21 protein-coding genes are annotated in these 19,126 nt (G+C 42.6%); 15 read left to right on the forward strand and 6 right to left on the reverse strand.

What is annotated here, in order from left to right:
- The first annotated feature begins 80 nt into the window (after positions 1–80).
- The 4 genes from racE (at position 81) to cbpB (ending at position 3,371) form a co-directional block, all read left to right on the forward strand.
- A complete protein-coding gene (gene racE / locus IGJ01_RS08175; protein WP_008381904.1) occupies positions 81–896 on the forward strand; it encodes a glutamate racemase in 816 nt (271 codons plus the stop codon).
- The gene (gene rph / locus IGJ01_RS08180; protein ID WP_061054088.1) at positions 897–2,249 is read left to right on the forward strand and encodes a ribonuclease PH; all 1,353 of its coding nucleotides are present in this window, start codon (positions 897–899) and stop codon (positions 2,247–2,249) included.
- Positions 2,246–2,758: a metallophosphoesterase gene (locus tag IGJ01_RS08185; RefSeq protein ID WP_005236103.1), complete on the forward strand. Its 513-nt coding sequence runs from the start codon at positions 2,246–2,248 to the stop codon at positions 2,756–2,758. The genes rph and IGJ01_RS08185 overlap by 4 nt, the downstream gene beginning before the upstream one ends.
- A 109-nt stretch (positions 2,759–2,867) precedes the next feature.
- Positions 2,868–3,371, forward strand: coding sequence for a cyclic-di-AMP-binding protein CbpB (gene cbpB, locus IGJ01_RS08190; protein ID WP_005226181.1), 504 nt, complete (start codon positions 2,868–2,870; stop codon positions 3,369–3,371).
- 35 nt (positions 3,372–3,406) lie between these two features.
- On the opposite strand, the gene IGJ01_RS08195 is transcribed toward cbpB, so the two are convergent.
- Positions 3,407–4,324 carry a mechanosensitive ion channel family protein gene (locus IGJ01_RS08195; RefSeq protein WP_061054089.1) on the reverse strand — a complete coding sequence of 306 codons (918 nt, stop codon included), beginning with the start codon at positions 4,322–4,324 and terminating at the stop codon, positions 3,407–3,409.
- Positions 4,325–4,471: 147 nt separating this feature from the next.
- The gene (fabI, locus tag IGJ01_RS08200) at positions 4,472–5,227 is read right to left on the reverse strand and encodes an enoyl-ACP reductase FabI (RefSeq protein WP_430601611.1); all 756 of its coding nucleotides are present in this window, start codon (positions 5,225–5,227) and stop codon (positions 4,472–4,474) included.
- 206 nt (positions 5,228–5,433) lie between these two features.
- Between fabI and fabZ the strand changes: the two genes are divergently transcribed.
- Positions 5,434–5,874, forward strand: coding sequence for a 3-hydroxyacyl-ACP dehydratase FabZ (gene fabZ, locus IGJ01_RS08205; RefSeq protein WP_005226178.1), 441 nt, complete (start codon positions 5,434–5,436; stop codon positions 5,872–5,874).
- Between the two features lie 51 nt (positions 5,875–5,925).
- Here the strand turns inward: fabZ and IGJ01_RS08210 are convergent, their stop codons facing one another.
- Positions 5,926–6,675, reverse strand: coding sequence for a peptidylprolyl isomerase (locus IGJ01_RS08210; RefSeq protein ID WP_034872605.1), 750 nt, complete (start codon positions 6,673–6,675; stop codon positions 5,926–5,928).
- 182 nt (positions 6,676–6,857) lie between these two features.
- Between IGJ01_RS08210 and IGJ01_RS08215 the strand changes: the two genes are divergently transcribed.
- Both IGJ01_RS08215 and IGJ01_RS08220 read left to right on the forward strand, forming a co-directional pair.
- Positions 6,858–7,949, forward strand: coding sequence for a DUF871 domain-containing protein (locus IGJ01_RS08215; protein WP_005236098.1), 1,092 nt, complete (start codon positions 6,858–6,860; stop codon positions 7,947–7,949).
- Between the two features lie 177 nt (positions 7,950–8,126).
- The gene (locus tag IGJ01_RS08220) at positions 8,127–9,077 is read left to right on the forward strand and encodes an alpha/beta hydrolase (protein ID WP_086317402.1); all 951 of its coding nucleotides are present in this window, start codon (positions 8,127–8,129) and stop codon (positions 9,075–9,077) included.
- A 50-nt stretch (positions 9,078–9,127) separates the two neighbouring features.
- Here IGJ01_RS08220 and gap read toward each other — a convergent pair whose 3' ends face one another.
- Positions 9,128–10,138 carry a type I glyceraldehyde-3-phosphate dehydrogenase gene (gene gap / locus IGJ01_RS08225; protein WP_042890377.1) on the reverse strand — a complete coding sequence of 337 codons (1,011 nt, stop codon included), beginning with the start codon at positions 10,136–10,138 and terminating at the stop codon, positions 9,128–9,130.
- A gap of 249 nt (positions 10,139–10,387) precedes the next feature.
- Between gap and obgE the strand changes: the two genes are divergently transcribed.
- From obgE to IGJ01_RS08260, 7 genes are all read left to right on the forward strand, one after another.
- A complete protein-coding gene (obgE, locus tag IGJ01_RS08230; protein ID WP_244733619.1) occupies positions 10,388–11,701 on the forward strand; it encodes a GTPase ObgE in 1,314 nt (437 codons plus the stop codon).
- 180 nt (positions 11,702–11,881) lie between these two features.
- Positions 11,882–12,457, forward strand: coding sequence for a DUF456 domain-containing protein (locus IGJ01_RS08235; protein WP_005236092.1), 576 nt, complete (start codon positions 11,882–11,884; stop codon positions 12,455–12,457).
- 72 nt (positions 12,458–12,529) lie between these two features.
- Entirely contained in the window at positions 12,530–13,486 is a 957-nt protein-coding gene (gene rnz / locus IGJ01_RS08240; RefSeq protein ID WP_008381890.1) for a ribonuclease Z, read from the forward strand.
- Positions 13,470–14,258 (forward strand): SDR family NAD(P)-dependent oxidoreductase, encoded by a 789-nt coding sequence (locus IGJ01_RS08245; protein WP_016612306.1) that lies wholly within the window; start codon positions 13,470–13,472, stop codon positions 14,256–14,258. Before rnz ends, IGJ01_RS08245 begins: the two co-directional genes overlap by 17 nt.
- Before the next feature lie 12 nt (positions 14,259–14,270).
- Entirely contained in the window at positions 14,271–14,708 is a 438-nt protein-coding gene (locus IGJ01_RS08250; protein WP_086299461.1) for a lipopolysaccharide assembly protein LapA domain-containing protein, read from the forward strand.
- A 147-nt stretch (positions 14,709–14,855) separates the two neighbouring features.
- Positions 14,856–17,156 carry a single-stranded-DNA-specific exonuclease RecJ gene (gene recJ, locus IGJ01_RS08255; protein WP_430601612.1) on the forward strand — a complete coding sequence of 767 codons (2,301 nt, stop codon included), beginning with the start codon at positions 14,856–14,858 and terminating at the stop codon, positions 17,154–17,156.
- 11 nt (positions 17,157–17,167) lie between these two features.
- Complete coding sequence (locus IGJ01_RS08260) at positions 17,168–17,680, forward strand: adenine phosphoribosyltransferase (protein WP_005226167.1); 513 nt, start codon at positions 17,168–17,170, stop codon at positions 17,678–17,680.
- A gap of 75 nt (positions 17,681–17,755) precedes the next feature.
- Here IGJ01_RS08260 and IGJ01_RS08265 read toward each other — a convergent pair whose 3' ends face one another.
- The gene (locus IGJ01_RS08265) at positions 17,756–17,968 is read right to left on the reverse strand and encodes a hypothetical protein (RefSeq protein ID WP_005236082.1); all 213 of its coding nucleotides are present in this window, start codon (positions 17,966–17,968) and stop codon (positions 17,756–17,758) included.
- A gap of 129 nt (positions 17,969–18,097) precedes the next feature.
- Complete coding sequence (gene lexA / locus IGJ01_RS08270) at positions 18,098–18,718, reverse strand: transcriptional repressor LexA (protein ID WP_008381880.1); 621 nt, start codon at positions 18,716–18,718, stop codon at positions 18,098–18,100.
- Between the two features lie 136 nt (positions 18,719–18,854).
- Between lexA and IGJ01_RS08275 the strand changes: the two genes are divergently transcribed.
- Positions 18,855–19,094 (forward strand): DUF896 family protein, encoded by a 240-nt coding sequence (locus IGJ01_RS08275; protein ID WP_005236078.1) that lies wholly within the window; start codon positions 18,855–18,857, stop codon positions 19,092–19,094.
- Positions 19,095–19,126: the final 32 nt, after the last annotated feature.

Below are 19,126 nucleotides of genomic sequence, written 5' to 3' on the forward strand. Positions count from 1 at the left end.
AAAAATAGACAAAAAAAGTCCAAAATGAATAAGAGAGAAAAACGCACCAAACTCTTTTTTTCATGTAAAGGATGGAAACTATGACAAACAACAGACCAATTGGTTTTATCGATTCTGGTGTTGGTGGGTTGACGGTCGTCAAAGAAGCAATCAAGCAATTACCCAACGAATCGATTCTTTATCTGGGAGATACAGCCAGATGCCCGTATGGTCCGAGACCTGCTGAGCAAGTTATCGCGTATACGTGGCAAATGACCCGTTTTTTATTAGAAAAAAACATTAAAATGTTGGTGATCGCTTGTAATACAGCGACAGCGGTCGCCCTTGAAGAAATCAAAGAAAAACTAGCGATCCCGGTGATTGGCGTGATCCTGCCCGGTAGTCGAGCAGCAGTCAAAGCAAGCAAAAACCAGCGAATCGGTGTCATCGGAACAAATGGAACGATCAAAAGCGACTCTTACAAGCGCGCTCTTCATGGCAAAGCGCCCCATGCGTCAGTCGTCAGTTTGGCTTGCCCAAAGTTTGTGCCGATCGTAGAAAGCAAACAATACCATAGTTCGGTCGCCAAGAAAATCGTGGCAGAAACGTTGCGTCCATTGAAAAACAAGCGGTTAGATACAGTGATTCTGGGCTGTACTCATTATCCTTTATTGCGCCCTTTGATCCAAAATGAATTAGGCGCCCATATCCAGCTGATTGATTCAGGGGCAGAAACGGTGGGGGAAGTCAGTACCTTGTTGGACTATTTTTCCATTGCAGCAACGAGTCAGGACGATCCGCATCCGCAACATGCATTTTTTACTACTGGTTCACCGAAAATATTTGATGAGATTGCCAATGATTGGCTTGATTTAGACACGATCTCATCGATTCACACTGATTTAGGAGGCTTTTAAATGCGACATGATGGCAGAAAAGAAACAATGTTAAGACCAGTCAACATTCAAACCAACGTCTACAAACACCCCGAAGGATCGGTTGTGATCTCTTTTGGTGACACAACCGTGATTTGTTCGGCAACGATTGAAGATCGGGTCCCTCCGTTTTTACGAGATACGGGAAAAGGCTGGGTCACAGCCGAATACAGTATGCTCCCACGAGCGACCAACACTCGTAATCGTCGAGAAAGTGCCAAAGGCAAGCTTTCTGGTCGTACGATGGAGATCCAACGGCTGATCGCTCGTTCCTTACGAGCCGTAGTTGATTTAGAAAAATTAGGGGAACGTAGTATCGTCGTCGATTGTGATGTCGTCCAAGCGGATGGCGGTACCAGAACAGCCAGTATTACCGGCGCTTTTGTCGCGTTGCGTTTAGCTATCGATACCTTGTTGCGTGACAAAGCATTGACGGAAGATCCAATCAAGGAGCATTTGGCAGCAATTAGTGTCGGGATCTTACCAGATGGTACCTGTGTGACTGATCTCGATTATCAAGAAGATTCTTCAGCTGCTGTTGACATGAATTTGGTGATGACGGAATCTGGTCGATTTGTCGAATTGCAAGGAACTGGGGAAGAAGCGACCTTTGATGGTCAGCAGTTGAATGAGATGCTGATCTACGGAAAAACGGCTATCGAAGAATTGATCGCCTATCAAAAAGAGGCACTGTTTTTACCAGATGAACCCCCTTATGAGATTCCCGAAAAAACGATTGTCATTGCTACAGGCAATCCAGGAAAAGCCAAGGAGTTTAAAGCCGTATTTGGCGCAGCAGGTTACGATGTCCGCACCTTAAAAGACTATCCTTCCTTGCCGGATGTTGAAGAAACCGGCACCACCTTTGAAGAAAATGCCCGCCTTAAAGCGGAAACCATCGCCAGAATTTTGGGAAGACCGGTGTTAGCTGATGACTCAGGACTGAAAGTCGATGCATTAGGGGGGCGACCAGGGGTGTACTCTGCTCGATTTGCTGGTGAGCAAAAAAGTGACGCTGCCAATAATGCAAAATTACTTTACGAATTGACGGATGTCGAAGATGACAAGCGCAGTGCTCAATTTCACTGTACGTTAGTTTTCGCAGCGCCAGGAAAAGATAGTTTGGTGGTTGAAGCTCAATGGCCGGGAAGAATCGGCCGTATCCCCCGTGGAGAAAATGGGTTCGGTTACGATCCATTGTTTATTCCTGATGGTTCAGAGCAAAGCGCAGCCCAAATGAGTCAAGAAGAAAAGAACCGAGTCAGCCACCGTGGTCTAGCAATCAAAAAGCTGCAGGAACAGTGGCAGGAGTGGTTAGAAGGAGAAAATGTATGAAATATTTAGTTGTCAGTGACAATCATTCAGATCGTGAAATTCTTGTTGATCTTAAAAATGAATTCGAAAATCAAGTCGATTTATTCCTGCACTGTGGGGACTCCGAACTACCTGACACAGACCCTTTGTGGGATACTTTTCAAGTCGTTTGCGGCAATTGCGATTATGGCGGTGGTTTTCCCAATGAGCGTATCATCAAAACGCCGCTGGACACCATCTATATGACTCATGGCCACTTAGCAGATGTCCGTTTTGGTGTAACGAAATTAGGGCTGCAAGCGCAACAAGCCGATGCCTCGATCGCACTGTTTGGTCACACGCATCAAATTGCTTGTGAGAAAGTTGGGAATCGGCTTTTCTTGAATCCCGGCAGTATTTCCCAACCGCGAGGGCAAATTCAAATCAAAAGCTTTGCGATTATCGAAAGTACGCCAGAACAATGGGCAATCCAATACTATGATCGTTCCTTTCATAAAGTCCCTGAGCTAGCTTTTGTTTTCACACGCTAAGTAAGCGGAATCAAAAAGTAAAAATTTCATTATAATTTTGCAGGTTTCAACTTTCTATTCTCATTTTCAAGTAAAATAGAAGAGTAGCTGTGAAATGGAGGCAATTAGATTGATAGGACAGACCGTAGAAAAAATATTACTCGAGAACCAAGAAAATTTCTTGGTGCCGGCAGAAAATGTGGCATCGGTATTTTATAACCACCCTTTGAGTCACGCATTGCTTGTTTTATCAAAAGTGGGCTATTCAAAGATCCCTGTACTAGATAGTGAGGACCATTTAGTCGGCTTAATCAGCCTCTCAAACATCGTAGAACGCATGATGGATCTCACTGGCTTCAGTATGGAAAATATTGAAGGGCTGACTGTGGCAGATGTCATGGAAGTCAATGTGAATTGCATCAAAGAAAACGATGAGTTGGAAAGTATGCTGCATTTGTTAGTAGATCAAGCATTCTTGCCGATCGTTGATGATGACAATGTCTTTGTTGGGATTATCACCCGCAAAGAGATTTTAAAATCCGTCAATCATTTGGCGCACGAAATTGAAAGACGCTATTTGCTGATTTCTAAAGAAGATGCCCCAAAGATGACAGATGAACTGCATGTGGTATAGAAAAAAGGTTATCCCAGTTTCGGGATAACCTTTTTTTAAATACCGACGATCGGCGCATTGGGGATCGTATAGCCTTTGGCAGTTAATGCATCGATCGATGCGGCCAAAAATTCCTCTTTGATTTTCCATTGCGTACCGTTGGTCACATACATGGTCGTGCGAATTGCAAAGTTGTTGTTTCCTAGATCCACCAAACCGAAGACCGTAGGGGCCGTTTGAATCTCTTCTTCATGCTGCTTAGCAATCTGTTCATTGACTTCTTCAATGATGGCACGTATTTCATCTAAGCCTTCAGAGGGTAAGATACGTACGTCTACCACGACTTGCATATTGGCTCTGGATGTATTACTGATGGTCGTGATGTTACGATTTGGGATATAATGAACGGTTCCGTCCACGGATTTTAATTGAACAGTCCGAATACCGACGGCCGTCACCGTACCTTCAAGCGTCAGGTTGGTCAAGCGGACGTAATCACCAACGTTGATTTGTTGTTCGGTAATTATAAAGAAGCCAGTAATCAAGTCATTCATAAAGCCTTGGGCGCCGAGACCGAGGGCGACACCGACGACTCCGGCACCGGCTAGTAGCGAGCCTACAGGTACGCCGATGGTTGAAAGGAGTGCATAGACAAAAAAGAAGCCTAATGTGTAATGAACCGTATTGCGGATCAGGGTATGGATCGTGTTGATTCGACTCACATTGAAACTGGCTTTTTTTTCATAGGAACGATAGATCCGATCGATGATCATATTGCTTATTTTCAATAAAATACCGAATAGGATACATAAAAAAAGCAACATCAATGCTTTTTGAATCAGTAGGCCAATGATCGATTCCCAGTCGATGGACGCCCACCATTTTTGCAATGCATTGAGCTGAGCAGCTGCTGGTTCAGTAATGCTGGAACCACTTGAATCGGTCGTGCTAGCTGCGAGTAGCAGTTGTTTCATAAAATCCCTCCAAGTCTTACTGCATCTATTTTAACGAAGATAAAATAGAAATGCAAAGGAGGTTTTCTGAAATACCTGTTTTTTTCAGAAAAAGCCTGCTCAGCCAACGGGTAGGCAAATAGCAGACTTTTCTATGACTATCATTGATTAAGATAAATGAACGCCTTTATCAACAAAAATCACTTCGCCGATAATCCCGCTTGATAAAGGACTGATCAAGAAGCCACAAGCATTGCCGACTTCTTCGATCGTTACACCAATATGATCTGGTGTTCGATCCTCTGACAATTGGATCAGTTTTTGATAGTCTTTTACACCTGTTACTGCTAGCGTTTTGATGGCGCCAGCTGAAATCGCATTGACACGGATCTTTTGCGGTGAAAGTTCGGCAGCTAAATAGCGAACACTTGATTCCAAAGCAGCTTTCGCAATACCCATCATGTTGTAGTTTGGTACTGCCCGTTCGGCACCTAAGTAGGAAAGGGTAACGATTCCAGCATTTTCAGCTAAGATTGGTTTGGCATATTTGGTGACAGCAATCAATGAATAACTGCTGATGTCTTGCGCCAAAGCATAACCGTCACGAGAAATATTCAAAATATCGCCAGAAAGATCTTCTTTATTAGCATAAGCGACGGCATGGACGACACCATGGATCTCTCCAGCATATTCTTTGATTGTATCAAAGGCGGCAGCAATGCTTTCGTCATTAGCGACGTCACACTCCACTACAAATTCATCAGATTCCAATAAGCGCTCTAAAGGCTTCTTCATGCGGTCGTTTTGATACGTGTAGATCACTTCGGCTCCTTGTGCTTTTAATGCTTGTGCACAGCCCCAAGCGATACTGCGTTTGTTGGCAACGCCCATGACGACAACTTTTTTACCGGTTAAAAAACTCATAATTCCACTCCTTAATAAATTCAACAATAATAAAATACGTATAATGACAAATAGTAAATCAAACTATCTTGATTTCTAATTATTAAGCATAATTGTTTGATTGTCAAACTATTTTTTTCTTAATAAATATTTAGTTGCGAATTCCGTTGAACTATGATACTTTGATAATCAAACTATAATAAATTCTTAAGCAAGGAAGGGAAACCATGAAAAAACTATTGACTGAAACAGAAGTCATGGATTTGATTCCAAATCGCTACCCAATTATATATATTGATTATGTCGATGAAATCGAGTCTGGCAAAAAGATTATCGCAACGAAAAATGTTACCATCAACGAAGACTTTTTCCAAGGTCATTTTCCGGGAAATCCAGTAATGCCGGGTGCCTTGATTTTAGAAACATTGGCACAAGCAGGATCGATCCTGATCTTGAAATCCGAGGAATTCCAAGGTAGAACGGCGTATATCGGCGGCATAAACAAAGCCAAATTCCGTCAAAAAGTTGTTCCGGGAGATACTATGAAACTTGTTTTTGAGATCACCAAAATCAAAGGCTCCGTTGGAACTGCTGATGCGGTAGCGACAGTGGATGGCAAAAAAGCTGCTGAGTGCGAATTTACCTTTATCGTTGGCGACCAAAAGTAAAAGAAAACCGCTGAAATTCCCGAGTATCGGAGACTTCAGCGGTTTTTTTATTTATTCTTTGGCTTCTTGTAAGACCTTGATCGTTTCGATCTTCACTGGCTCAACCGGTTGAGAATTCTCACCATTGCCAGAGTCTTGGGTTTCTGCTTGCGCAATTTTATCTACGACATCCATGCCTTCGATCACTTGACCAAAAACGGTATAGCTACCGTCCAATTGTGGTGTTCCACCATTTTTGTAGGCTTCGATGATTTTTTCAGGATAGTGTTGAATCGCTAGACCGTCGGATACGTCTTGATCATTTTGAACGATGTAGAATTGACTGCCTTGGCTGTTTGGCGCACTTGATTTTGCCATTGCCAATGCGCCTCGCAAGTGATAAAGCTGGTTCGAGTATTCTTCGCCGAATCCTTCGCCCCATATGCTTTCTCCGCCAGTGCCATCACCATTAGGGTCGCCCCCTTGGATCATAAACTCTTCTACGACACGATGGAAAGTCAAGCCGTCATAATAACCATCTTTGGCATGGGTCAAAAAGTTTTCGACTGCTTTGGGTGCAATCTCTGGGAAAAGTTTGATTTTGATCGAGCCTTCCTCCGTCACCATTTCAACTAAAGCTTCATTCTCTTGCACATCCGTTGATAATTGCGGCAATTCCAGGGCATTCAAGTCAACGGATTCTGAGGTCGACGTGCTTTCTGCCGAATTGCTTGATGAGGGATCGGTGGTACTTGAACCTGTACAAGCAGCTAATAATAAAAGGCTAGCAGCTGCTGTCAGTGCGAATAGGATTTTTTTCATTCTTTCATTCCTTCCAGTTTTCTTAATGATAATCATAACAAAAAAGAGACATAGAAGAAAGCGCAGATTTTGTGGAATGAGAAAGAAACAGGCGGAAAGGTGTAGACCACTTTTTAGATGTTTGTTATAATGAAAGAGGATTCATTATAATAAACGGATAGAATTTACAGGAGGTTTTTTTGATGGGAAAATTAGGGATATCGATTTATCCAGAGCGCTCAACGTTTGAAAAGGACAAAGCGTATTTAGACTTGGCACACAAATACGGCTTTAAACGGGTATTTACCAGTTTGCTACAAATCAACGATGACAAAGAAAAAGTCTTGGCAGACTTTAAACAAGTCGTGGATTATGCCAATCAGTTAGGAATGGAAGTCATGGTAGATATCAATCCTGGTTTATTCGAACAGCTAGGTATTTCTTATGATGATTTATCCTTCTTTGATGAGATGGGGGCTTACGGTGTTCGGTTAGATATTGGTTTTACTGGTTCAGAAGAAGCCAAAATGACGCGTAATCCTTACGGGATTAAAATCGAAATCAATATGAGCAGTGGTACGAGCTACGTGGATAACATCATGAGTTATTCGCCTAATACTGAAAATTTACTAGGCTCGCATAACTTCTATCCTCATCGCTATTCAGGGTTGGGCTACGACCATTTCGTTTTTTGTTCGGAAAAATTCCGCAAATACAATTTAAATACGATGGCTTTCGTGAATTCTCACGAAGCTGATTTCGGTCCATGGCCAACACAAGATGGTTTATGCTCTTTGGAAGATCATCGTGATCTGCCACTAGCTACGCAAGTCAAACATTTAGTGTTGACTGGCTTGATCGATGATATCTCTGTTGGAAATGCCTATGCTTCAGAAGCAGAATTGGCAGCAATGGCTGAAGCGTTTCACGCGGATTATCCGACATTAAGAGTCGATGTCGTTGACGGAATCACTGAAGATGAACGAATTTGTCTCTTCGATAATCTGCACAGCTATCGAGGAGATCGTTCGGAATACATCTTGCGTTCAACGATGACGCGGATCTATTATAAAGACAAGGAATTTCCGCCTCATGATACCCGTGATATGGTAAGAGGGGATGTCTTGATCGATAATGCTGGCTATGGACAATACAAAGGGGAGACGCAAATCGCCTTGAAAGCAATGAAAAATGATGGTCGAGTCAATGTCGTTGGTAAGATCGCTGATGAGGAACTATTCTTATTAGAATTTTTGAAACCTTGGTCAAGTTTTAAATTGGTCGAAAATAACTAATTACCACGAAAATCAACCATTGCCAACAAAGATTGTTGGCAATGGTTTTCTTTTTGGGCGCTTGCGATTGACAAACATGAGCAAAAAACGGTAATTTATGTAGTGGGTTCTTTCCTTGAGGAATGACGAAACCATAATAATATTATGTAAACTATATAACAAGAGGACGTGACAAGTGTGAAATTGCGCTGGAAGATTGCCATCGGAGTGGCTGTATTAGCAATTGCGGGGTTAGGGTATGCAGGAAACTATTTTTATGATTATGCGGTGGTTCCTTCAGAAAAAGATTTTTTGGAAGGAGATACCCCTGGTACGGATGAAAATCAGACGGGAAATGAATCGCAAAATTGGTTTACAGATCCAGCAAATCGTGAGATGTGGCAGCTAACTTCTGAAGATGATTTAAAATTATCCGCCATTTATCTACCGGCGGAGGAGAAGAATCGCGGGAAAACGGCGATCATCGCGCATGGCTATATGGGGAACGCAGAAACGATGGCGGACTACGCTAAGATGTATCATGATTTAGGCTATAATGTCTTGGTTCCAGACGCTCGAGGGCATGGTCAAAGCGAAGGAGATTATATTGGTTTTGGGTGGCACGAACGTAAGGATTATTTGCAATGGATCGATGAAGTACTCACAAAAAATGGTTCTGAAGAAACGATCACTTTGTATGGCATCAGTATGGGGGCTGCCACGGTAATGATGACCAGTGGGGAAGACTTACCGAAAAATGTCACTTCTATTATTGAAGATTGTGGGTATACCAACGTCAATGAAGAATTGGGTTATCAACTCGATCAATTGTTTGGTCTACCGGCCTTTCCATTGATGAATGTCACTAGTCTTGTCACAAAAATCCGAGCGGGGTATTTCTTCGGTGAAGCAGATGCAGTCAAACAACTGCAAAAGAATACGCGTCCGATCTTTTTTATCCATGGCGATGCGGATACGTTTGTTCCTTATTCGATGCTGGATATTTTGTATAACGCGACCGACGCACCAAAAGAAAAGTGGGTTGTTTCAGGTGCCGAGCATGCGAAAAGCTACAAAACAGATCCAGACCTTTATAAAGAAAACATTGCAGCTTTTTTGGACAAATACGATCATCCAGCAAGTGAATAAAAAAGTGCCGGTTCTAAAAAAGAACCGGCACTTTTTGCTTGACCTTTAGCTTATAAACGAGCAAATTCTTCTAGCAAGCGAATCATTTGGCAAGTAAAGCCGTATTCATTATCATACCAAGCGACGGTTTTCACCAGTTGGAAATCGCCAGCAGTGGTTACTTCTGTTTGTGTCGGATCAAAGATAGACCCTTGAGTGGTACCAATCACATCTCCAGAGACGATTTCACGGTCATCGTAACCGAATGACGGATTATCGACGGTGTGTTTTCTGATCGCTTCATTGACTTCATCGGCGGTTACTTTGGTTTTCAAAATTGAGACTAACTCTGTTAAAGAACCATCGACGACCGGAACCCGTTGGGCGTGGCCTTGTAATTTGCCATTTAATTCTGGGATAACCAAACCGATTGCTTTGGCGGCACCCGTTGAGTGAGGGATCGTGTTGTCAGCAGCGGAACGAGCGGCTCTTAAGTTTCCGCCTTTTACAGGACCATCCAATAGCATTTGAGTAGAAGTATACGCATGAACCGTCGTCATCGTACCAACTTCGATCCCGAATTCCTCATTTAAAAAGTAGGCCATTGGAGCTAAGCAGTTGGTCGTACAAGAACCTGCGGATATGATAGTATCATCCGGTGTTAACGTGTCTGAGTTGACATTGTAAACGATCGTTTTCATATTACCAGCTGGTGCGGAGATAACGACTCGTTTGACACCTGCATCAAGATGGGCCTGGGCTTTTTCTGCGGAAGTGTAAAAACCCGTACATTCTAATACGATATCGACGCCATTTTCTTTTGCCCAGGGGATTTTGCTTGCGTCTGGTTCAGCGTACACTCGGGTCTCTTTGCCATCGACAACGATAGCATTATCCGTTGCAGTAACAGTTCCAGGGTACGTGCCGTGGGTCGAGTCAAATTGCAATAAGTGTGCTAACATGACTGGACTCGTCAAATCATTGATTGCCACAACTTCAATATCGGCAGAAACTTCTCTGATCCTACGAAAAGCTAAACGTCCAATTCGTCCAAAACCATTGATTCCAACTTTTACTGTCATTTCTTGTTTCCTCCTTTGATTGTGTACTGGTACACTTAAAAGTTTGCTACGATTTCCTGTGACTGTCAAAGAATAACCCTTAAGAATTCGCGATTTCTTACGGAAACCCATGAGAAAAGATAGACAAAAGGCGTTTCGGTCGTTACAATAAAATAGACTTTCTTATTAGAGAAATAGTAACCACTTAAAGTGAGATAACTGATAATCAAAAAGTATAGAAGGTAGTAAAAAAAGAATGGAGGACAAATAATGTCCATGTTTTTAGATCAAGTGACAATCGATGTCAAAGCAGGAAAAGGCGGCGACGGGATGGTTGCTTTTCGCCGAGAGAAATATGTCCCAGACGGCGGACCCGCAGGTGGGGACGGGGGACGTGGCGGTGATGTCATTTTAGTCGTAGACGAAGGTTTGCGTACATTAATGGATTTCCGCTTTAATCGTCATTTTAAAGCGCAACCCGGGGAAAATGGCATGAGTAAAGGAATGCACGGCCGTGGCTCAGATGATACTTACATCAAAGTACCCCAAGGCACCACCGTTCGTGATGCTGAAACAGGTACCTTATTAGGTGATTTGATTGAGCAAGGTCAAACATTAGTAATCGCAAAAGGCGGGCGGGGCGGCCGTGGGAACATTCGGTTTGCTTCTCCAAAAAATCCAGCCCCAGAATTAGCAGAGAACGGAGAACCCGGTCAAGAAAGAAAGATCGAGCTCGAACTAAAAGTCTTAGCAGATGTTGGTTTAGTTGGTTTCCCTTCAGTTGGGAAGTCAACATTACTCTCTGTGATTTCGTCTGCTCGTCCAAAAATCGGCGCGTATCATTTTACAACACTGGTACCAAATTTAGGCATGGTAACGACCACTGATGGTCGTAGTTTTGCAGTAGCCGATCTGCCTGGCTTGATCGAAGGTGCTTCGCAAGGTGTTGGTTTAGGGACTCAGTTTTTACGTCATATCGAACGGACGCGGGTTATTTTACATGTGATCGATATGAGCGGCATGGAAGGGCGCGATCCATATGAAGACTATTTATCCATCAACAATGAATTGTTGACCCATAACTTGCGCTTACTAGAACGCCCACAGATCATCGTTGCCAATAAGATGGATATGCCGGATGCTGAAGAAAACCTAGCCCTTTTCAAAGAGCAGCTGGCAAAAGAAAAAACGGATGAGTTCGCGGATGAACCAATGATTTTCCCAATCTCTGGTGTCACTCGTAAGGGAATCGATGCCTTGCTGAATGCGACAGCGGATCTATTGGAAGTCACTCCTGAGTTCCTCTTGTACGATGAAGAAATCGAAGAAGATGTGGTTCATTACGGCTTCCAATCGGATGAACCGGAGTTTGCAATCGATCGCGATCCTGATGCAACTTGGATCTTGAGCGGTGAGAAAATCGAAAAACTATTCCAAATGACGAACTTTGATCACGATGAGACTGTGATGCGTTTTGCTCGTCAATTACGTGGATTGGGTGTCGATGAAGCATTGCGTGCGAGAGGTGCCAAAGACGGTGATATTGTGCGTATCGGTAATTTTGAATTTGAGTTTGTCGAATAAGCGTTTAAAAGAACATCATTTTTTTAAAAAAATCCTTCATAGTTGAATTGGTTTTGACTGCCGATCATTGATTTTCTCTAAGAAATCAATGATCAGCAGTCTTTTTGGTTTCTTTTTTCATTTAAATGATTTACTGTTAAAATAAAGAAAAGAACAAATAAACCAAAGGGAGCGATTTTTATGTCAAAACGAGTCATTGTAATGAACTTTGATGCTAGTGCCAAAGCGTATCAAGCCTTTTCTGAAGTGAAACGGATGCATATGGAACGAAAGATCAAAGGAGAGCAAATGGCGGTTCTTACCCACACCAATGAAGGCGTGCATCAATTTAAAGTCGAGGATTTTCTTGATTTTACTGGAAACAATAAGACATCAACTGGTGGTTTGATCGGGATGCTCGTTGGTGTGTTAGGTGGGCCTTTGGGAATCATGCTGGGCTGGTTTGGCGGTAGTATGATCGGTGCTACTCGTGACGCAAAAGAGATCCAAAATGCGCAAATGCTCTTCGAACACGTCGGAAACCAAATTGGTGTAGGCGATACGGGGTTATTATTGATTGCCGATGAAGAGGACAATCGTCCTTTGAACCAACTGATCATGAATGAATTAGGCGGTGACATCACTCGTTTTGACTACGATGATGTCGAGGCAGAGATCGAGACGGCCAAAAAAGTCGAAGAATCCACCAAGGCACGTGTTCAAGAGGATTGGAAAAATTCCCATAACGATGAATCCGATAGCCAATCCGAGAAATAAAAACCGCAAGCTTCAATTGCAACTTGATTTCTTTTCCGCTAAAATTGGAAAGAGATGAAAGGAAAGAAGCTTATGGAATTAGAATTTTTAGGAACAGGTGCTGGAGTGCCTGCGAAACATCGAAACGTGACCAGCACTGCGTTACGATTATTAGATGAACGCAATGCCGTTTGGCTTTTTGATTGTGGCGAAGGGACACAAATGCAGATCTTGCATTCTACGATTAGACCGAGAAAGATTGAAAAAATCTTTATTACCCATCTTCATGGTGATCATATTTATGGATTGCCAGGATTGATCAGCAGCCGCTCCTTTCAAGGCGGAGACACACCTCTAGAGATTTATGGACCCAAGGGGATCAAAGCATACATTCAAACCGTTTTGCGGATTTCTCAGACGAAAGTCAGCTATCCATTGCATTTTTTTGAGATTGAAGAAGAAGGGATTCTTTTTAAAGATCAGCAATTTGAAGTATCTTGTCTGCGCCTTGATCACGGGATTGATAGTTTTGGCTATCGTATTGTCGAAGCAAGCCATCAAGGGGAGTTGCAAGTGCAAGCATTGCTTGAACTTGGGCTGAAACCTGGTCCTGTCTTCGGACGTTTGAAAAAAGGTGAAGTAGTTACCCTCGATGATGGTCGTCAAATCAATGGGGCTGATTTTTTAGGTCAAGCCAAAAAAGGACGGATCGTGACAATATTAGGTGACACCCGTAAATGTCAAAACGCCGTGCTTTTAGCGAAAGATGCGGATGTTTTGGTACATGAAAGTACCTTCAACAAAGAAGAAGCCAAGTTGGCTCGCGCTTATTTTCATTCGACGACGCGACAAGCTGCTGAAGTTGCCCAAGAAGCTCACGCCAAGCGTTTGCTATTGACCCATATCAGCGCGCGCTATGTTGGCAAAGATATTACAAATTTAGTAAATGAAGCAAAAGAAGTATTTCCGAATACGTTGATCGTCAAAGATTTTGATGTTGTCGAGATCCCTTTTGCCGGAGAGGAAGAATCAGATGAACTTGGAGAATAAAGTTGTCGTTGTAACAGGAGGTTCTGCCGGACTTGGAGAACAAATCTGTTATGAAGCCGCAAAACGTGGTGCGATCGTCGTGACTTGTGCCCGGAGGACGAATTTGATTGGGAAAGTCAAAGAGCAATGTATGGAATTAAGCGGCAAAGAAGCGTATGCGTTTCAATTGGACGTAGCAAATCCTGAAAGCGTGGAGCGCTTATTAGAAAAAATCAGTGAGAAAGTCGGAAAGATCGATGTCTTTGTCAATAATGCTGGCTACGGGATCTTTCAAGAGTTTACAGAGATGGATCCTGCGGTCATCCGTAATATGTTTGAAGTCAATGTACTTGGGATGATGGTTTTGACTCAGCAAGTTGCGATTCAAATGGCTGAACAAAAGCATGGTCATATCATAAACGTTGCTTCAATTGCGGGTAAGATCGCTACGCCGAAGACCGCAGTTTACTCTGCAACGAAATTTGCTGTACTTGGTTTTTCTAACGCCTTACGTTTAGAACTAAAACCACTGGGGATTAACGTAACAACGGTCAACCCAGGGCCGATCGAAACGGCATTCTTTGACCAAGCAGATCCTAGCGGTAGTTACTTATCATCGGTGGGCAGCCTTGTCCTTGAACCAAACAAATTGGCACAAACGATCGTCAAAGCCATGATTCATCCAAAACGAGAAATCAATCGCCCACATATTTTAGGGGCGGCAGCAAAACTGTATACACTGTTTCCTGCAATCGGGGATTATATGGCAGGAACGATGTTCAACAAAAAATAGGAGTTGAAACCCATGAAAAATCAATGGCGTGTTATCGTTGGTATTTTACTGATTTTAGTGATCGTTTTATTTGCGGTTGCAAACAATATGACTGTTCCGATCAATTTTGGCTTCACAACGATTCAATCGCCACTGATCTTAGTCATTATTGGTTCTGCTTTGTTAGGCGCATTGATTTTGTTGCTGGTTTCCACAAGTGCAATGTTCCGTCAAAAAAAAGAACTAAAACAATTGAGAAAAGAGCTCTCGGATTATCGCACGAATAACGAGAAAGTTCTGCAAGATGAACGAGAAGCCTTGGAACGAGAATATACCAACAAGCAGGCGGAGTTAGCAGCTAGGCAGCAACAACTCGACGATCAAGAAGCGCAACTTTCGTCACGTGCTGCAGGCGCCTCAACGCCGCCAACGATTGATGAAGAAATGAAGTCTTTTGAATCGCAAGCCTAGAATACATGAGAGCAATTAAGAAAAGAGTTTGCCGGCGCATCGTTCGCTGCAAGCTCTTTTTTGTGATATGAAAAAATAAATTGTTTCTTTCGTTGTTTTTCCTTTTTACATAAACTTTGCTATAATAACCTAGTTAGGAGTGATTTGGTGAAACGTGCAAATTTTCATTGGGTGCGACCGCAAGATAGCGAAGCTACCCCTGTATTTAAAGAATTGATCCAAGCAAGAAAGATTCCTGAGCGCATCGGCGCGTTGCTATGGCAAAGAAATATTCGAACAGCAGAAGCGCTAGACGCTTTTTTATCAACGGATCTGCAATACCTTCATGATCCGTTTCTCTTTCATGATATGGATAAGGCCGTGGAACGGATCCATGAAGCCATTTTAAATGGTGAGCGGATCTTGATTTATGGCGACTATGACGCAGATGGGATTACGAGCACCACCGTATTAAAAGAAACACTGGAGTTGCTAGGGGCTGAAGCTGAATATTATCTGCCCAATCGCTTTTCAGATGGGTATGGTCCCAACATAACTGTCTATAAAGATAAAATTGCGGCAGGGACGCAATTGATCATCACCGTTGATAATGGGGTATCTGGACATGAGGCAATTGCTTATGCTCAAGGGCAAGGGGTCGATGTGATCGTGACGGATCACCATGAACTTCCTGCAGAACTCCCAGAAGCCTTTGCCATCGTTCATCCCCGTCACCCTGAAGGAAACTATCCGTTTGGTGATTTAGCGGGAGTCGGTGTCGCATTTAAAGTGGCTTGTGCCCTATTAGAAGAAGTGCCCGTCGAACTGCTGGACCTTGTTGCAATTGGGACGATTGCTGATATGGTTTCTTTGACAGATGAGAATCGACTACTAGTCAGCAATGGCCTGAAAATGATCCAACAAACTGATCGGCTTGGTTTGAATGAGTTGTTGACGGTCAGTGGGTTGAAAAAACGAACAGTCAACGAAACCGATATTGGTTTTGCTGTTGGCCCCCGCCTCAATGCAATTGGTCGGTTGGAAGATCCTAATCCTGCTGTTCGTTTGTTAACCACATTTGATGAAGAAGAAGCAGTAACCTTAGCCAAGACATTAGATACGATCAATCAGCAGCGAAAAACTTTCGTTGAAGAAATCATGAAAGAAGCGCAAGAAAAAATCGACCCGGCCAATCATGTTCATCTGGTCGTAGGTGATAACTGGCACGAAGGGGTTTTAGGAATCGTAGCTGGACGTATCATGCAAAGTACCGGACAGCCCGTGATCGTTTTGACCAAAAAAGAAAATGGGTTAGCAAAAGGGTCAGGTAGAAGTGTCGCTGCGTTGAATCTATTTGAAATGTTGGCTACGATGAAAGACATGTTTACCAGTTTTGGTGGTCATCATGCGGCGGTCGGCTTAAGTATCCCGATTGATCATTTGGACATGCTACAAGCTCAGATGAATCGCTATGTGGAAGAAAATGGAATTGATCTTAGTCAGGGAATCCCCTTAGCGATCGATGAGGAACTGCCATTGGCGGAAGTATCGATCAACTTTATTGAGTCTTTAAACGTTTTAGCGCCTTTCGGAACGGACAATCCGTTACCGAAATTTCTGTTTTCCAATTTATCGACTCAAAATGCCCGCCAGATTGGTACCGAAAACCAGCACTTGAAGTTAGTGATGACAGATGAGTCCAATCTACAGCTAGATGTGATTGGCTTTGGTTTTGGAAAAGACTCAGTAGAGTTTGAAAATGATCGACTATCGATCGTCGGTCAGCTTTCAATCAATGAATGGAATGGCAACAAAAAACCGCAGCTGATGTTGGATGACTTTGCAGTGGAAGGGCTGCAGTTGTTTGATTATCGTTCGAAAAGGAGTCGGCAAGGTGTCTCTCTGGGAAATGAAACATTAGGGGTCGTTTTCAATAAGAAACTGCCTCGAGAGCTGCAAGGATTTTGTGGACAAACGATCTTATTCGACTCGGTGGCTGCTGTGAAAGATACATTTTGTGCTGGTCCGTTCCAAGAGATCGCGTTTTTAGATTGTCCTGCTGATATTGCTGTGATCAAAGAGGTCGTTCAAGCGCTTCATGCTTCAAGAATTGCGTTTGTGTTTTACTCGACGGAAGATGCCTATTTAGACGGGGTAGGAACCAGAGAGCAATATGGTCGGCTTTTTCAATTGATCAAGCAGCAGCCTCGTTTGGATATTCGCTACAAATTAAAGATGGTCGCTAACTATCTAAAAATTCCAGAAAAATTACTTATTTTTATGATTCAGGTGTTTTCTGAGCTGGAATTTGTTACAATACAAGATGGTGTTTTGAATAAAACGGCTGATCCTGTTTCTCGTCCGCTGACAGAGAGTCATTTGTATCAGCAACGACAAAAAATGATCAAAACAGAAGAATTTTTATTAATGAGTGATTTATCAACCCTACGTCAGTGGTTGACAGTCTAGGAGGAAAAAAAATGGATTTAAAAGAGTATATTGCTAGTATTCCGGATTATCCCCAAGAGGGAATTATTTTTCGGGACATCTCGCCGCTAATGGCTGATGGAGAAGCGTATCGTTATGCGACACAGCAGATCGTTGAGTATGCACAAGAAAAAGGCATCGATATGGTGGTAGGACCAGAAGCCCGCGGATTTATCGTTGGTTGCCCAGTTGCGTACCAGTTAGGTGTCGGCTTTGCCCCAGTACGTAAAAAAGGCAAATTGCCACGGGAAACCATTGAAGCAGAGTATGAAAAAGAGTATGGCGTGGATGTTTTGACGTTGCATGCCGATGCTATCAAACCAGGACAACGTGTCTTGATTTGTGACGATCTACTAGCAACTGGCGGAACGATCAAAGCAACGATTGAACTCGTAGAAAAACTAGGCGGTATCGTTGTGGGCTGTGCCTTTTTGATCGAACTAATGGATTTACATGGAAGAGATAAAATCCAAGGTGTTGAAATCAAGACGTTAATGGAATACTAAAAAAGAAGAAACAAAAAAGGACTCGCAGGAGTCCTTTTTTGTTTCTTCTGCCTTATGGCGTATGTAGGGGAAGGATCATGGTTCGTAACGATAAAAATCATGATCGTGATAATAATGGCGGTTACGTTTGCGCTCTGCTTGGCGGAATTTCTTTTCATCCCATAGCATGAACCAAAGCATCATTAGAGGACAAAAAATCAGAACAGCACTTAGAACGCCAAAATAGCCAATAACAATACCCATCAATAAAACCCATAACATAAAACCAAATCGACGAACTGCTTTCATCTCATTCACTCCTTAAATAATACGAACTTATGTTTGTATACTTATTATACGAATGTTTGTTCGGTTTGTAAAGAGGAAAGAAAAAAAATCTTCGTAAAAACGAAGATTTCCTAGTCAGCTCGTTGAGCATCAAAGCAGATGTCGATACAACCCAACAACCAATCCTAAAATCGTTACGTCAGGCAAAATGATTGGTTCTAAGTAATCATTTTCCGGTTGTAAACGAATGTAATTCTTTTCTTTATAGAATCGTTTGCAAGTAGCTTCATCTTCATCTGTCATAGCGATCACAATATCACCATTTTGCGCACTTTGTTGTTTGCGAACGATCACTTGATCGCCGTCAAGGATGCCAGCATTGATCATACTTTCTCCTCGGATCGTCAACATAAACAAACTACCGGTACTATTTGCTAAATCTGGCGGAATCGGAAAGAAATCGGATGCATCTTCCACTGCTAAAATCGGTTCTCCCGCAGTTACGACACCAAGCATCGGAATGGATGCTGGCTGAACATCGATTTTTTCAAGACCGGAAGAAGTTAATTCAATGGCTCTGGGTTTTGTAGGATCTCGCAAGATCAACCCCTTTTTTTCAAGTCGGGACAAATGGCCATGAACAGTTGAGGTAGAAGATAACTGAACGGCTTCGCCAATTTCGCGAACAGTCGGCGGATAGCCTTTTTCAGTGACACGGGTATGAATGAACTTAAGAATTTCGATTTGTCGATTTTCTGTTCGTTTTGCCAAAACTGACACCTTCTTTCATTTGATAACATTAGTGTACCATAGGTATATCGAATATTCAAACAAATGTTCGCTTTTTACACTATTGTTTTTATTCGCTAGTTTGTAGTAAAATCAAGAGGGAAAAGGAGGAACGAATATGCTATCTCAAGAAAAATTAGCTCGAATCAATGAACTTGCCAACAAGAAAAAAACAGAGGGTTTGACTGAGGCAGAAACGAACGAACAAAAAGTTCTACGTGACGAGTATTTAACCGCCTTTCGTGGAGGAATGCGTCACCATATCGAAGGAATGAAGATCGTTGATCCTGAAGGTGCTGATGTGACACCAGAGAAATTAAAAGAGATTCAAAAGAAAAAAGGTCTCCACGGCAGATAATTGTGAATTCCTTTTCATTGCTATTGAAATAA

Source organism: Enterococcus sp. AZ089, assembly GCF_050547225.1.
Lineage (GTDB): Bacteria > Bacillota > Bacilli > Lactobacillales > Enterococcaceae > Enterococcus_D > Enterococcus_D entomosocium.